Source organism: Streptomyces sp. NPDC055400 (assembly GCF_053644375.1).
Genome location: NZ_JBSHLM010000007.1, coordinates 63982 through 78855, shown reverse-complemented (window position 1 = coordinate 78855; position 14874 = coordinate 63982). Strand labels below are relative to the sequence as shown.

General features: G+C 72.5%; 11 protein-coding genes and 1 riboswitch. Of the genes, 1 reads left to right on the top strand and 10 read right to left on the bottom strand.

The window, feature by feature from the left end:
- Positions 1 to 134: 134 nt before the first annotated feature.
- The gene (locus tag ACWIGU_RS19730) at positions 135 to 866 is read left to right on the top strand and encodes a ZIP family metal transporter (RefSeq protein ID WP_454402550.1); all 732 of its coding nucleotides are present in this window, start codon (positions 135 to 137) and stop codon (positions 864 to 866) included.
- 131 nt (positions 867 to 997) lie between these two features.
- Here ACWIGU_RS19730 and cobI read toward each other — a convergent pair whose 3' ends face one another.
- The 10 genes from cobI to ACWIGU_RS19680 form a co-directional block, all read right to left on the bottom strand.
- On the bottom strand, positions 998 to 1762 hold the full coding sequence (gene cobI, locus ACWIGU_RS19725) for a precorrin-2 C(20)-methyltransferase (protein ID WP_454402548.1): 765 nt from the start codon (positions 1760 to 1762) through the stop codon (positions 998 to 1000).
- Positions 1759 to 3243 (bottom strand): cobyrinate a,c-diamide synthase, encoded by a 1485-nt coding sequence (locus tag ACWIGU_RS19720; RefSeq protein ID WP_454402546.1) that lies wholly within the window; start codon positions 3241 to 3243, stop codon positions 1759 to 1761. Before ACWIGU_RS19720 ends, cobI begins: the two co-directional genes overlap by 4 nt.
- Before the next feature lie 8 nt (positions 3244 to 3251).
- Complete coding sequence (gene cobO, locus ACWIGU_RS19715; protein WP_454402544.1) at positions 3252 to 3851, bottom strand: cob(I)yrinic acid a,c-diamide adenosyltransferase; 600 nt, start codon at positions 3849 to 3851, stop codon at positions 3252 to 3254.
- The gene (locus ACWIGU_RS19710; protein ID WP_454402542.1) at positions 3851 to 5908 is read right to left on the bottom strand and encodes a putative cobaltochelatase; all 2058 of its coding nucleotides are present in this window, start codon (positions 5906 to 5908) and stop codon (positions 3851 to 3853) included. The genes cobO and ACWIGU_RS19710 overlap by 1 nt, the downstream gene beginning before the upstream one ends.
- Positions 5905 to 9585: a cobaltochelatase subunit CobN gene (cobN, locus tag ACWIGU_RS19705; protein ID WP_454402540.1), complete on the bottom strand. Its 3681-nt coding sequence runs from the start codon at positions 9583 to 9585 to the stop codon at positions 5905 to 5907. Before cobN ends, ACWIGU_RS19710 begins: the two co-directional genes overlap by 4 nt.
- Entirely contained in the window at positions 9582 to 11093 is a 1512-nt protein-coding gene (locus tag ACWIGU_RS19700; protein ID WP_454402539.1) for a cobyric acid synthase, read from the bottom strand. Before ACWIGU_RS19700 ends, cobN begins: the two co-directional genes overlap by 4 nt.
- Positions 11090 to 12031 carry a cobalamin biosynthesis protein gene (locus ACWIGU_RS19695; RefSeq protein WP_454402537.1) on the bottom strand — a complete coding sequence of 314 codons (942 nt, stop codon included), beginning with the start codon at positions 12029 to 12031 and terminating at the stop codon, positions 11090 to 11092. Before ACWIGU_RS19695 ends, ACWIGU_RS19700 begins: the two co-directional genes overlap by 4 nt.
- Positions 12032 to 12142: 111 nt before the next feature.
- Positions 12143 to 12284, bottom strand: a riboswitch (cobalamin riboswitch).
- A gap of 110 nt (positions 12285 to 12394) precedes the next feature.
- Positions 12395 to 12616 carry a hypothetical protein gene (locus ACWIGU_RS19690; RefSeq protein WP_356289598.1) on the bottom strand — a complete coding sequence of 74 codons (222 nt, stop codon included), beginning with the start codon at positions 12614 to 12616 and terminating at the stop codon, positions 12395 to 12397.
- Between the two features lie 15 nt (positions 12617 to 12631).
- Complete coding sequence (locus ACWIGU_RS19685; RefSeq protein WP_454402535.1) at positions 12632 to 13897, bottom strand: anion permease; 1266 nt, start codon at positions 13895 to 13897, stop codon at positions 12632 to 12634.
- Positions 13898 to 14086: 189 nt separating this feature from the next.
- The gene (locus ACWIGU_RS19680; RefSeq protein ID WP_454402533.1) at positions 14087 to 14830 is read right to left on the bottom strand and encodes a lysozyme; all 744 of its coding nucleotides are present in this window, start codon (positions 14828 to 14830) and stop codon (positions 14087 to 14089) included.
- Between the last annotated feature and the right edge of the window lie 44 nt (positions 14831 to 14874).

Below are 14874 nucleotides of genomic sequence, written 5' to 3'. Positions count from 1 at the left end.
GTACGCGTGAGGATCACGCGGTCGTACACGGTTCGGTCGTACGGAGGTACGGGAGCGGTATCGGACGGGTCGGAAGGTGCGGCTCAGCCGGTCCCGGGCGTGCGCGGACAGTACCGATCCGCTAGCAAGGGACCATGGCCGTCCTCGTCGCACTTGGCTCGTTCGTGATGACACTCGTCGGCGGCTGGACCGCCCACCACGTCACCGACCGGCGCCACTTGGTGCTCGGATTCGCCGGCGGCCTGATGCTCGGCGTGGTCGGCTTCGACCTGCTTCCGGAGGCCCTGCACGGCGCGGGCAACGAGATCTACCGAGTGCCGGCCGCGCTGCTCCTGTTCGTCACGGGCTTCCTCGCCGCGCACGTCGTCGAGCGGCTGCTCGCGATGCGCCAGGCCGCGCACGGGGCGCAGGAGGGCGAGGAACAGGTGCCCCAGGTCGGCCTCGGCGCCGCCGCCGCGATGGTCGGGCACAGCGTCGCGGACGGCGTCGCGATCGGCGCCTCGTTCCAGGTGAGCAGCACCATGGGGTACACCGTCGCGCTCGCCGTGATCACGCACGACTTCGCCGACGGCTTCAACACGTACACGATCACGCGCGCCTACGGGAACGCCCGCCGCAAGGCACTCGCGATGGTCGGCGCGGACGCGCTCGCCCCGGTGGCGGGCGCCGCGTCGACGCTGCTGTTCACCATTCCGGCGCAGGCCCTCGCCTGCTACCTCGGGTTCTTCGGCGGCGTTCTGCTGTACATCGCGGCCGCGGAGATCCTGCCGGAGGCCAGCCACCACCACCCGGCGCGCTCCACGCTCCTGTGCACGATCGCGGGCGCAGCCCTGATGTGGCTGGTGATCGGCGCGTCGGGGGACTAGGGCCTGCTCCGCGTTCCGCGCCTGCGACACCGCACGCCGATGGCACGCACCGAACACCGCGTCGCCCGCGCGCCACGCGGACGACGGGGAACCCGGAACAGGCCCTGGCGCCTGCTCCACCCCCCGGCGGCTCACAGTTTCCCGCCCCGTCCGCCGTCGCGCCGAGCGGGCGCGATCAGCGTCGACAGGTACGGCAGCGCGGCGTCGGATTCCAGTTCGGCGGCGGGCCTGATGGACTCCTCGGGCAGCCCGAGCGCGGACCCCCACACGGCGTCCTGCGTCCGCCCGGTCTCGCGCAGCGCCGCGGCGACCTCGCCCGCGAGCCGCCCGAACTTGTACGCCACCACGGTGCCGGGCCCGGCGAGCGCTTCCTTGAGCACGGCCGAACCGGCGGTCACCGGCACGAGCGTCAGCGGCTCGGTGCCCTCTGTGAGCACGGCACCGGACCGCGCGGCGAGGTCCTGCATGGCGGTGATACCGGGCACGGTCTCGACGCTGGTCCCCGGGACGAGCTCCCCGACGGTCTGCGCGAGGTACGTGAACGTGGAGTACACGTTCGGGTCGCCGATCGTGGCGAACGCGACCGTGCCGTGCTCCCGCAGGAGCGCCGCGACGCGCTCGCCGGCCGCGTCCCAGGCGGCCTCGCGCCGGGCCCGGTCCGAGCGCTCGTTGAGCGCGAAGACGACGCGGACGACGTTGCCGGCGGGCACGTAGTGCAGGACGGTCGCCTCGGCGCGGCCGGGCTCGCCGCCATCGGTCCCGTCGGCCGCGGCCATCACCGGTACGACGACGACGGCGGCCTCGCGCAGGGCGTTCACGCCCTTCACGGTCACGAGCTCGGGGTCACCGGGACCCACGCCGACGCCGGTCAGCCGGTGCGTGGTGCTGCTGGTCATGACGGGGTGACTCCTTCGGTTGCCCGCGCGGCTTCGGTTGCCTGCGCGACGATGCGCCGCGCCGCCTGGGGCACGGCGGCCCAGTGCACATGCAGGTACGAGGCGTGCACCCCGCCCTGCACAAACCCTTCGACGCGCCGCCCGGGACGCGTGACGCCCCACGCGGGGGAGGCGCCGGCCCCGGGTTCGACGACGGTGCGATGGAACTCGTGACCGCGCACTCGCGTCCCGTTCGCGGCCAGCACGTTGTCGGACACGGCGACGGCCTCCCGGTACCCGAGCGTCAGCCGCTCCGACATCCGCGCGTCGGCGTCCAGAACCCCGCACATGGGCTGCCCGTCCAGGGACCGCGCCAGATACAGCAGCCCCGCACACTCGGCGACGACGGGAGCCCCGGACCGCGCCAGCTCCCCGACGGCCTTGCGCAGCGGTTCATTGGCGGACAGCTCGGAGGCGTACACCTCCGGAAAACCACCGCCGATGACCAACGCCCGTGTCCTGTCCGGGAGTTGCTCGTCCCGAAGCGGATCGAAGGCCACGACCTCGGCCCCGGCGGCGCGGAGCAGCTCACTGTGCTCGGCATAGGAGAAGCTGAAGGCGGCGCCACCGGCGAGAGCGACGACGGGTCGCGGCTCATCCATCCCGTCCGTCACATCCAGAGCGGGCGGCCTATTCAGCCCGTCCGGTGTTCGAGGACCGGGGTCCGGGGCAGAGCCCCGGTTCAGGGAAGGGGCGGGCTTGGGGAGAGAACCCCCCAATACCTCAGCCGCATCCCAAGCCGCACCGACCAGCGAGGGAGCACTACGCGCCACGGCGTACAGCGCGTCCAGGTCACACCCAACGCGGACCAACTCAGCCATCGCGGCGACAGCCGAAACCGCCTCCGCCCCCCGCTCAGCCACCGGCACAAGCCCCAAATGCCGCGAGGGAGTAGCCACTTCGGCCCCCCGGCGCAAGGCGCCGAAAACCGGCACCCCCGACTCGTCCAGTGCCTCCCGCAGGATCGCCTCATGCCGCTCGGACCCCACCTTGTTGAGGATCACCCCGGCGAGCCGCACCTCAGGATCGAACGACGCAAAACCGTGCACGAGCGCGGCCACGGACCGCGCCTGGGACGACGCGTCGACCACGAGCACGACCGGCGCCCGAAGCAGCTTCGCGACATGCGCGGTCGACGCCAGCTCCCCCTGACCGGATGCCCCGTCGAAAAGTCCCATCACGCCCTCGACGACGGCGAGATCGCACCCCCGTGCCCCGTGCGCGAAGAGCGGCGCCACCAGCTCGGGCCCGCACAGGTACGCGTCGAGGTTGCGCCCCGGGCGCCCCGTGGCCAGGGCGTGGTAGCCGGGGTCGATGTAGTCGGGCCCGACCTTGTGCGGCGACACGGCGAGCCCGCGCCCGGCGAACGCCGCCATCAGACCCGTCGCGACGGTCGTCTTGCCGCTGCCCGACGAGGGCGCGGCAATGACGAGCCGAGGCATGGACGAACTCACCACTCGATGCCCCTCTGGCCCTTCTGGCCCGCGTCCATCGGGTGCTTGACCTTGGACATGTCGGTGACCAGGTCGGCGAAGTCCACCAGCTTCCCGGGGGCGTTGCGCCCGGTGATCACGACGTGCTGGGTCCCGGGCCGGTCCCGCAGCACGGAGATGACCTCGTCCGTGTCGATCCAGCCCCAGTGCATCGGGTAGGCGAACTCGTCGAGCACGTACAGCTGGTACGTCTCGGCGGCGAGGTCACGCTTGACCTGCTCCCAGCCCTCGCGGGCCTTCTCCTCGTTGTCCATCTGCGCGTCACGCTGGACCCAGGACCAGCCCTCGCCCATCTTGTGCCAGTCGACGCTCCCGCCCTCGCCGCTCGCGCCGAGGACGCGCAGCGCGTTCTCCTCGCCGACCTTCCACTTCGCCGACTTGACGAACTGGAACACCCCGATCGGCCAGCCCTGGTTCCAGGCGCGCAGGGCGAGTCCGAACGCCGCCGTCGACTTGCCCTTGCCGATGCCGGTGTGGACGACGACGAGCGGCCGGTTGCGCCGCTGCCGCGTCGTGAGCCCGTCGTCCGGCACGACACTCGGCTGTCCCTGAGGCATTACGCGACCCTCCTGCTGTTCGACTGCCCACTCTGTACGTCCTTCACGAGCCCGGCGATCGAGTCGGCCCGCAGCTCGTCGAGCGTCACCGCCGTCCCGCCCAGCTCGCCCGCCAGCTGACCGGCGAGCCCGAGCCGCACCGGACCCGACTCGCAGTCCACGACGACCGACGCCGTTCCCTCGGCGGCGAGCAGCCGCGCCGCACGCCCCGCGAGCGCCACCGGCTCAGGACCGCCCGTCGCGCGCCCGTCGGTCACCACGACGACGAGCGGCCGGCGCGCCGGGTCCCGCAGTCGCTCCACGCGCAGCACGTCGTGCGCCTTGAGGAGCCCCGCGGACAGCGGTGTACGTCCACCGGTGGGCAGCGACTCGAGCCGTACGGCGGCCGCGTCCACGGAGGACGTCGGCGGCAGCGCCACATCGGCCGAGGACCCGCGGAACGTCACGAGCCCCACCTTGTCCCGCCGCTGGTACGCGTCGAGGAGCAGCGACAGGACAGCGCCCTTCACGGCGCTCATCCGCTGCCGCGCCGCCATCGACCCGGAGGCGTCGACCACGAAGAGCACGAGGTTGCCCTCGCGGCCCTCCCGGGTCGCCTGCCGCAGATCGTCACGCCGCACCACGAGCCCGGGGCCGGAACGCCCCCGCGCCCGCTGGTGCGGGGCCGCGGCCTGCACGGTCGCCGCCAGGTGCAGCTTGGTGAGCGCGCCGCGCGGACGCCGCGCACCCGTCGTACGCCCGTGCTCCGTGCGGGCCCGCGAGCGCCGCCCGGCGGCACCCTCACCGAGTCCGGGCACGCTCAGCATCTTCGTACGGAAGGGCTCGCAGGCCCGGGCGGCCGCCTGCTCGCCGCCGCCCGCGGGAGCCTTCCGCTCGCCGCTCTCGGAGGGCTCGCCCTGCGCAGGGATGTCGGCGGCCTGGTCGCCGCCCGTGTCGGAGCCGCTGCCCTCGGGCGCGTCCTGGGGCGGCTGCCCGCCCCCGCCACCGGGCCCGTCCCCGCCGCCGTCACCGTCACCGTCACCGTCCGGATCCGGTTCGTCATCCTGGCTGCCGAACTCCTCCAGGGTGTCGTCGAGCTTGTCCTCGTCGAGCCCCGGCGCGTCGAACGGGTTGCGGCGCCTGCGGTGCGGCAGAGCCAGGAGCGCGGCCTGCCGCACGTCCTCGGCCAGCACATCCGTGCGGCCCGCCCACGCCGCGAGCGCCGTCGCCGTACGCGCCATCACGATGTCCGCGCGCATCCCGTCGACCTCGAACGCGGCGCACGTCGCGGCGATCTGCCGCAGCGCGGCGTCGCCGAGCCGAACGGACGGAAGGAGTTCGCGTGCCGCGATGATCCGGGCCCGCACGGCGGACTCCTCCTGCTCCCACTTCCCGGCGAAGCCCTCGGGATCGTCGTCGTAGGCGAGGCGCCGCTTGACGACCTCGACGCGCTGGTCGGGTTCGCGGGAGGCGGCGACCTCCACGGTGAGGCCGAACCGGTCGAGCAACTGAGGCCGCAGCTCGCCCTCTTCGGGGTTCATGGTGCCGACGAGCAGGAAGCGTGCGGCATGCCGCACGGACACGCCCTCGCGCTCCACGTACGAGGCGCCCATCGCGGCCGCGTCCAGCAGCAGGTCCACCAAGTGGTCGTGCAGCAGGTTCACTTCGTCGACGTACAGGATCCCGCGGTGTGCGTCGGCGAGGAGTCCGGGCTCGAAGGCCTTCACGCCCTCGGCGAGCGCCCGCTCGATGTCGAGCGCGCCGACGAGCCGGTCCTCGGACGCGCCGACGGGCAGCTCGACCATGCGCGCGGCACGTGAGGTGCCGGGTCCGGTCTCGTGCGGCCCGTCCGGGCACGCGGGGTCGGGCGCGTCGGGCGCACACGAGAAACGGCACCCGGCGACCACCTCGACCTCCGGCATGAGCGCCGAAAGAGCGCGTACGGCCGTCGACTTGGCCGTGCCCTTCTCGCCGCGCACGAGCACCCCGCCGACGGCGGGGCTGACCGCGTTCAGCAGCAGCGCGAGCCGCAGGTCGTCCTGCCCGACGAGCGCGGTGAACGGATAGGGGGTACTCACTGGTCGTCGCCCTCCAAGTCGCCCTCAAGTTCCAGATACGTGGCCCGCAGCCGCTCCAGCGTCTGCGCGTCCGGCTCGGCCCACAGGCCGCGCTCGGCCGCTTCGAGCAGCCGCTCGGTGATGCCGCGCAGGGCCCACGGGTTGGACTTCTTCATGAAGTCCTGGTTCTCCGCGTCGAAGACGTACTCGGCCGACAGCTTCTCGTACATCCAGTCGTCGACCACGCCGGCCGTCGCGTCGTACCCGAAGAGGTAGTCGACGGTGGCGGCCATCTCGAAGGCGCCCTTGTAGCCGTGGCGGCGCATCGCGGCCATCCAGCGCGGGTTGACCACACGCGCCCGGAACACCCGGTGGGTCTCCTCGCCGAGCGTGCGGGTCTTCACCTGGTCGGGCACGGCGGAGTCGCCGACGTACGCCTCGGGGGAGGCGCCCGTCAGATGCCGCACCATGGCGACCATGCCGCCGTGGTACTGGAAGTAGTCGTCGGCGTCGACGAGGTCGTGCTCGCGCGTGTCGACGTTCTTCGCCGCCACGTTGATGCGGCGGAACGCCGTCTCCATGTCGCCGCGCGCCGCCCGCCCGTCGAGCCCGCGCCCGTACGCGTAACCGCCCCACACCGCGTACACCTCGGCGAGGTCCGCGTCGGACTGCCAGTTGCGGGCGTCGATCAGCGGCAGCAGCCCGGCGCCGTACGCGCCCGGCTTCGACCCGAAGATGCGGGCCGTGGCCCGCCGCCGGTCGCCGTGCTCGACGGCGTCCTGTTCGACATGGGCGCGTACGTAGTTGTGCTCGGCGCTCTCGTCGAGCGCGGCGACGGCCTGCACGGCGTCGTCGATCAGGCCCACGACGTGCGGGAACGCGTCGCGGAAGAAGCCGGAGATACGGACCGTCACATCGATGCGCGGGCGCCCGAGCTCGGCGGCCGGCACGATCTCGAAGCCGGTGACCCGGCGCGAGGCGTCGTCCCACACCGGGCGGCAGCCGAGCAGCGCGAGGATCTCCGCGATGTCGTCGCCCTGCGTACGCATCGCGGAGGTGCCCCACACCGTCAGGCCCACGGACTTGGGGTACTCGCCGGTGTCGGCGAGGTAGCGCGCCACCAGCGAGTCGGCGAGCGCCTGCCCGACCTCCCAGCTCAGCCGCGACGGAATCGCCTTCGGGTCGACGGAGTAGAAGTTGCGGCCCGTCGGCAGCACGTTGACCAGGCCGCGCGTCGGCGACCCGGACGGTCCCGCGGGCACGTATCCGCCGTCGAGCGCGCGCAGGATGTGCCCGATCTCGTCCGTCGTACGCGCGAGCCGCGGCACGACCTCACGGCACGCGAACTCCAACACGGCCAGGGCGTCCGGGAGTTCGGTCCCGACGACGTCCCGGACGAGCGCGGGGACGGCCGCGGCGTCCCAGCCGCGCTCCTCCATGCCCTCGGCCGCGCGCCGGCACAGCTGCTCCAGGAGGTCGATCGCGTCGGCGGCGCTGCGGGCGGGACCGCTGACGAGGCCCGTCAGTTCGGCCGGCACCTTCACGGGGGCGCCGGGCTCGCCCAGCAGCTCCTTCTCGACCAGGCCGAAGTGCTCGGCCAGGCAGGCCCGCAGGCCGGGCAGCGCGTTCGCGGTGCCGCCCCACACCTGCGAGGCGCGCAGCACGGCGAGCACGAGGTTCACCCGCGGCTCGCCGACCGGCCCGCCGCCCAGGATGTGCAGACCGTCGCGGATCTGCACGTCCTTGATCTCGCACAGATAGCCGTCGATGTGCATCACGAACTCGTCGAAGTCGCCGTCGTCCGGCTGCTCGTCGACATGCAGGTCGTGGTGGAGCTCGGCGGCCTTGACCAGCGTCCAGATCTGGGCGCGCACGGCCGGCGCCTTCGTCGGGTCCAGGTCCGAGACGAGCGCGTACTCGTCGAGGAGCTGCTCCAGCTTCGCGAGGTCGCCGTACGTGTCGGCGCGCGCCATCGGCGGCACCAGGTGGTCGACGACCGTGGCGTGCCCGCGGCGCTTGGCCTGCGTGCCCTCGCCCGGGTCGTTCACGATGAACGGGTAGATCAGCGGCAACTCGCCGAGGACGGCGTCGGGCGCACAACTCCCGCTCAGGCCGAGGCCCTTGCCCGGAAGCCACTCCATGGTGCCGTGCTTGCCCATGTGGATGACGGCGTCCGCGCCGAAGCTGTTCTCCAGCCAGCGGTACGCGGCCATGTAGTGGTGCGACGGCGGCATGTCCGGGTCGTGGTAGATCGCGATCGGGTTCTCGCCGAAGCCGCGCGGCGGCTGGATCATCACGACGACGTTGCCGAACTGGAGCGACGCGAGCACGATGTCGTCGCCGTCGACGTAGAGGGAGCCCGGCGGCTCGCCCCACGCCTCCAGCATCGCCTCGCGCAGCTCGGGCGCCAGCTTGTCGAACCAGGCGCGGTAGTCGGCGAGCGGCACGCGCGCGGGCGCCGACGCCAGCTGGTCCTCGGTGAGCCACTCGACGTCGTGGCCGCCCGCCTCGATGAGCCGGTGGATCAGCTCGTCACCGTTGTCCGGGTAGCCGTGGACGCCGTAACCGGCCTCGCGCAGCGCGTCCAGGACACGGACGGCGGAGGCGGGCGTGTCGAGGCCCACCGCGTTGCCGACCCGCGAGTGCTTGGTCGGGTAGGCGGTGAAGACGACGGCGAGCTTCTTCTCGCCGTTCGGCTTGTGGCCGAGACGCGCGTGGCGCACGGCGATCCCGGCGACGCGCGCGGCGCGCTCGGGGTCGGCCGCGTACACCGGGACGCCGTCGGGGCCCTCTTCCTTGAAGGAGAACGGCACCGTGACGATCCGGCCGTCGAACTCGGGAATCGCGACCTGCATCGCCGCGTCCATCGGCGACAGGGCGGCGTCCGACGCCTCCCAGGCCGCCTTCGACGACGTGAGGCAAAGACCCTGGAGGACGGGGATGTCGAGGTCGGCGAGCGCGCCGATGTCCCAGGCCTCCTCGTCGCCGCCCGCGGACGCCTGCGAGGCGTGTGCACCGCCCGCCGCGAGCACGGTCGCGACCAGGGTGTCGGCCTCGCCGAGGAGCGTGTACAGGCCGGGGTCGGCGCCGCGCAGCGAACCGCAGTACACCGGGAGGGAGTTGACGCCGCGCGCCTCGATCGCGTCGCACAGCGTGTCCACGAACGCGGTGTTCCCGGACAGCTCGTGGGCGCGGTAGAAGAGCACGCCGACGGTCGGACGGCCCTCGACGCGGGCACGGCGGCCGTGCACCCCGTACTCCGGCATCTTCTGCGGTTCGGCGCTGTGCCGCTCCTGCGCGTCACCGGCCCGGCCGTGCCCGTTGAGGAGCACGTCCTGGACGAGGAAGCGGGCCAGCTCGACGAGGTTGCCGGGACCGCCCTCGACGAGATAGCGCAGCGCCTCGGCCACGGCGCCCGCGTGCACGGTCGACTCGGCCATCAGCTCCGCGTCCGGGACGCTCTCGCCGCCGAGCAGGACCGTCGGCACCCCGGAAGCCTTCAGCGCCGCGAGTCCGTCCTCCCAGGCGCGCTTGCCGCCGAGGAGCCGTACGACGGCGATGTCGACGCCGTCGAGCAGCTCCGGCAGTTCGCTCTGCACGTCGACGCGGGTCGGGTTCCCGATCCGGTAGGGGGCGCCGGAGGCCCGGGCCGCCAGCAGATCGGTGTCTGCGGTCGACAACAACAACACTGTGCTCATGCGGGCGCTCCCGGTGGAATGAAAGGCAGTCCTGACGGAGCGCCGGACTCGATGAGCCGCCACAGCGCGTCCGTGTCCGCGTGTTCTTCGATCAGATCGCCGAGCCGGTCGAGCTGCTCCTCGCGCAGCGCGCCGAACGACGTGTCGGGCGCCGGCACGAAACGGCGGCCCGCGGCGGCCGCGACCTCGCGCAGGAACGCCCGGCGGAAGCCGTCCGCCTCCAGCGAGCCGTGCCAGTGCGTGCCCCAGACGGAGCCGACGCGGCACCCGTCCAAGAAGGCTTCTCCGCCCGTGATTTCGGCGACCCCGTGATGGATCTCGTAGCCCTCGACGCGCTCGCCGAGCGCCTCGCCGACGGGCCGGGCGAGGGTCTTCTCGCGCGCGAACCGCACCCGTACGGGAAGCAGCCCGAGCCCGTCCACGGCGCCCGCGCGCGACTCGACGTCGTCCTCGATGCGCTCGCCGAGCACCTGGAGGCCGCCGCAGATCCCGAGGACCGGCCGGCCCTCGGCGGCCCGGCGCGCGAGGGCGCCGGCGAGGCCGCGCTCGCGCAGCCACTGAAGTGCCTTGACGGTGCCGCGCGTTCCCGGCACGACGACCAGGTCCGCGTCGACGAGCTCCTCGGCCCGGTCGACGAACCGCACGACGACGCCCGTCTCCGCGGCCAGGGCGTCCACGTCGGTGAAGTTCGACATCAGCGGGACGGCGCAGACGGCGACGCGCAACACGTCCTCGCCGACCGGGGCCGTGGTCTGCGACTCGCGCACGGAACCGCGCAGCGACACGCGCAGCCCGTCCTCCTCGTCGATGCCGAGGCCGTGCCGGAAGGGGAGAACCCCGTACGCGGGGCGCCCGGTCAGGTCCTTGAGCATGTCGAGGCCGGGCTCGAGGAGCGAGACGTCCCCGCGGAACTTGTTGACCAGATAGCCGGCGAGCAGCTCCTGGTCCTCGGGCGCGAGCAGCGCCGTCGTGCCGAAGAACGACGCGAAGACGCCGCCGCGGTCGATGTCGCCGACCACGAGCACGGGCAGCCGCGCGGCCCGGGCGATCCCCATGTTGACGATGTCGGTGCGGCGCAGGTTGATCTCGGCGGGCGATCCCGCCCCTTCACAGATCACGGCGTCATAGCTGCCCCGGAGTTCCTCCAGGCATCCCACGACGGTGTCCAGAAGTGCCGCCTGCCGTCCCCCGTGGTAGCCCCGAGCGCTCAACTCGCCCACCGGCTTGCCCATGAGCACCACCTGGCTGCTCCGGTCACTGCCCGGCTTCAGCAGCACGGGGTTCATCAGGGCGCTCGGCTCGACGCGGGCGGCCTGCGCCTGCATGGCCTGCGCCCGCCCGATCTCGGCTCCCTCGCGCGTGACGAAGGAGTTGAGGGACATGTTCTGCCCCTTGAACGGCGCGACCTTCACCCCCTGCCGCACCAGCCACCGGCAGATCCCCGCGGTGACGACGCTCTTCCCGGCATCGGACGTGGTCCCTGCCACCAGCAGTCCGCCACCACTCACGACTTCCCCCTCCGCAACAGTGCCCGCCCGGCGACACACACGCCGAGGGCCAGCCAGCTCACGCGGCGCGACAGCCGCGCCGCCCGCTCGACGTCGGCGGTCTCCACGGCCCGGCCCGACGCGTTCAGTACGGGCCGGTGCTCGACCCGCCCGCCGTACGACAGAGTCCCGCCGAGCCGCACCCCGAGCGCCCCCGCGAACGAGGCTTCGACGACACCGGCGTTGGGGCTCGGGTGCAGCCGCGCGTCCTCGCGCCACGCGGTGAGCGCGCCGCGCGGACGGCCGCCGGCGACCGCGGCGAGCACGCCGGTCAGCCGCGCTCCCGGCCAGCCCGCCACGTCGTCGAGGCGCGCGGAGGCCCAGCCGTAGCGGCGGTACCTGGCCGACTTGTGCCCGACCATGGCGTCCAGCGTGTTCACGGCGCGGAACGCGACGAGCCCGGGGACGCCGGCGACGGCGCCCCACACGAGCGCGCCCACGACGGCGTCGGAGGTGTTCTCGGCGACGGATTCGACGACGGCCCGCGCGATCCCGTCCGCGTCCAGGGCCTGCGGGTCACGCCCGCACAGATGCGGCAGCCGCTCGCGCGCCGCGTCCACGTCACCGGCGGCCAGCGCGCCCCCGATGGCGCGCGCCTCGCGCCCCAGCGACGTACCGCCGACGACCGCCCAGGTGGCGGCGGCGGTCAGCGCGGCGGAGGCGGCGGGGGAGTGGCGCACGGCGCGCGCGGCGAGGCCGCCGGCGACGGCGGCGCCCCCGGCGCACACGGCGGTGTGCACGGCGCCCCACCCGCGGTGGTCACGCCACAGCACGCGCTCGACGGCGCCCGCGGCCCGCCCGAACGCGGCGACCGGATGCCCGCGGCGCGGATCGCCGATCAGGAGGTCGCCGAGGAGTCCGGCGGCGCTGCCGTACGCGAAGACGCGCTCGGCCCGCACGGTCAGCCCGCCGCTACGGCGAGGGGAACCCTTGTACTCGTTCTGGGCGGGAGCACCCGCAACTGGCAGCCGCGCATGGCGATATGTCCTCACTCAGGGTGTCCACGCCCTGGTTGGAAGAGACCGGCGGCGAGAGTTCCTGGCTCGCGGGGATCACTCCCCGGTGACAGTGGCGGGACCGCGCCGGATTCGCACCGGCTTCCTCTCCTGCTGCCGTAGATGGCCCCGGAAGTCCACCACGCCCCGCGAACGCCCGTCAACTTGCCGTTGACCTGCGAAGGGAGAGTGTGCTGAGGCCCACACGAAGCGGGGTGCCGGACGCCTTCGCGTCCCGCACCCCGCTCTCCTGCCGGTTACCTCCGGTCAGGCGACGATCAGGAAGATCCCGTAGCCGACGGCCGCCGCGCACAGGGCGAAGCAGGCGTACGCGCCGGAGACGGCGAGCCCCGCCGAACCGCCCTGGGCCGCCGCCGACTCCCGCTTGGTGAGCCCGACGATGCCGAGGGTGAACAGGCCCACGAGGGCCACCGTGATCACGAGGCTGACTCCGAACACGGAGCCGAGTGCTGCCCAGTCGATGTGCATAGCGCTGCTGCTTCCTTAGACCGTGGCCGGTCGCGCGGACTCCGCCGAGGGCGGGGCGGGCGGGGCGGGGATGGTGGTCTTCACGTCGGTGCCGAGGTCCGCGACCGTGCCGGCGGGCGGCGGGGTGACGGCCGCGATCGCGGTGGTCACGACGCCGGCGGGCTCCGCCGGAACCTCGGTGTCGTCGTCCGTCACGTTCGTGTGGTCGACCGAGTTGCGCCGGGACAGCGCCCAGATGGTGCCCGCGCCGGCGATCAGGAGCAGCGCGGTGACGGCGACGCCCCACGTGCCCTGCTTGGTGAGGAACTCGGCGCCCGCGCCGACCAGGCCGGCGGCCGGCAGGGTCAGGCCCCAGGCGATGAACATGCGGGTCGCGGTCGACCAGCGGACCACGCCGCCCTTGCGGCCGAGGCCCGCGCCCATCACGGCGCCGGAGCAGACCTGCGTCGTGGAGAGCGAGAAGCCGATGTGCGACGAGGCGAGGATCGCGGTCGCGGCACTGGTCTGGGCGGCGAAGCCCTGCTGCGGCGCGAGCTCCGTGAGGCCCTTGCCCATGGTGCGGATGATGCGCCAGCCGCCGAGGTATGTACCGAGCGCGATGGCCGTACCCGCCGAGACGATGACCCACATCGGGGGGTTGGCACCGGGGTTGAGGACGCCGCCCGTGATCAGGGCGAGCGTGATGATGCCCATCGTCTTCTGTGCGTCGTTCGTGCCGTGCGCCAGCGAGACCAGGCCCGCGGAGGCGATCTGCCCGGCGCGGTAGCCCTTGGCGGTCGCCTTCTGATCGGTCTTGCTGCCGATCTTGTACGTCAGCCGGGTGGCCAGCGTCGCGGCGATGCCCGCCACGAGCGGCGCGGCGACGGCCGGCAGGAGGATCTTGGTGACGACCGTGCCGCCGTCGATCGACGACCAGCCCATCGACATGACGGCGGCGCCGATAAGGCCGCCGAAGAGCGCGTGGGACGAGCTGGAGGGCAGGCCCACCAGCCACGTCAGCAGATTCCAGAGGATGGCGCCCACCAGCGCGGCGAAGATGACCTCGGTCTTCAGTCCGTCCTCGTTGATGATGCCGCCGGAGATCGTCTTGGCGACCTCCACGGAGAGGAAGGCTCCGACGAGGTTCAGCACGGCGGACATGGCCACCGCCGTCTTGGGCTTGAGAGCGCCGGTCGAGATGGTGGTGGCCATCGCGTTGGCTGTGTCGTGGAAACCGTTCGTGAAGTCGAACACGAGAGCGGTGACGATCACGATCCCGAGGAGAAGCGTGATGTGTTCCATTTACCCAGGCTTCTGTTGGACGTCAGTGGCTCGGTGAACGTAGGCAACCTGAGTGAACGGAAGATGAACTGGGGCGGGCGGTGCGGTGACTCGAAGCGGAGTGCCGCCACTCCGTTGGAAGCGGGGTGGCGGCGCGGGGCCGTTCGTGAAGCGGAACGGTGGCTCAATCAAGCGGAAGTAGGCCTTCCGCTAGCCGCGGGCGAACCTCCGCAACTGGGTCTGTGAACCGTTGAAGAGATTCTGGTCACCCGGCAGTCCGCCGCTGTTGTCGTACTGCCAGAACGTCCAGTACGACCAGCCCGACGGCAGCGCCCCGGCGGACTCGTCGTAGCGGGCGAGCCATAGCGCGTGGTTGCCTGCGAAGGCGGTGCTGTTGCCCGTGCACTTCTTCCACCAGTGGTAATTGGTGTAGATCACCGGCCGGCGGCCCGTCCTGCGCCGCACCTCGTCGCTGAACGACCTGATCCAGGAGATCATCTTCCCCTTGCTCAGGCCGTAGCACTTCTTCGAGCTGTACGGGTTGTACTCGATGTCGAGCGCCGGCGGCAGCGTCCAGCCGTCCGCCCGCCACCCGCCCCCGTTGCGCACGAAGTACGAGGCCTGCGTCCGGCCGGACGACTTGTTCGGGAGCGCGAAGTGGTACGCGCCGCGGATGATGCCCGCGCTGCGCGCTCCGTTGTACTGCCGGCTGAAGTAGGGATTGAGATAGGTGGTGGACTCGGTCGCCTTGACGTAGACGAACCGTGCGCCCTTGCTCTTGGCCTTCTGCCAGTTGACGTTCTTCTGGTGCGACGAGACGTCGTGCCCCTTGGTGCCGCCCGCCGCGGACGCCGGAGCCTGTGCGAGAGCGGTCCCCCCGAACGTCAGGGCGGCGAGTGATGTCGCGGTCGCGATGTGCGCGCGGCGACGGGACGGTTTGTGACCACGAGCCATATTTCCCCCCGGAATGGCGACGTGCATGACAAATCCCACCGGAG

Bases quoted from the DNA above. Each gene is read 5' to 3' on its own strand.
- ACWIGU_RS19730 (WP_454402550.1), top strand. From the start codon at position 135: ATGGCCGTCCTCGTCGCACTTGGCTCGTTCGTGATGACACTCGTCGGC.
- cobN (WP_454402540.1), bottom strand. From the start codon at position 9,585: ATGAGCACAGTGTTGTTGTTGTCGACCGCAGACACCGATCTGCTGGCG.
- ACWIGU_RS19720 (WP_454402546.1), bottom strand. From the start codon at position 3,243: ATGCCTCGGCTCGTCATTGCCGCGCCCTCGTCGGGCAGCGGCAAGACG.
- ACWIGU_RS19680 (WP_454402533.1), bottom strand. From the start codon at position 14,830: ATGGCTCGTGGTCACAAACCGTCCCGTCGCCGCGCGCACATCGCGACC.
- cobI (WP_454402548.1), bottom strand. From the start codon at position 1,762: ATGACCAGCAGCACCACGCACCGGCTGACCGGCGTCGGCGTGGGTCCC.
- cobO (WP_454402544.1), bottom strand. From the start codon at position 3,851: ATGCCTCAGGGACAGCCGAGTGTCGTGCCGGACGACGGGCTCACGACG.
- ACWIGU_RS19690 (WP_356289598.1), bottom strand. From the start codon at position 12,616: ATGCACATCGACTGGGCAGCACTCGGCTCCGTGTTCGGAGTCAGCCTC.
- ACWIGU_RS19685 (WP_454402535.1), bottom strand. From the start codon at position 13,897: ATGGAACACATCACGCTTCTCCTCGGGATCGTGATCGTCACCGCTCTC.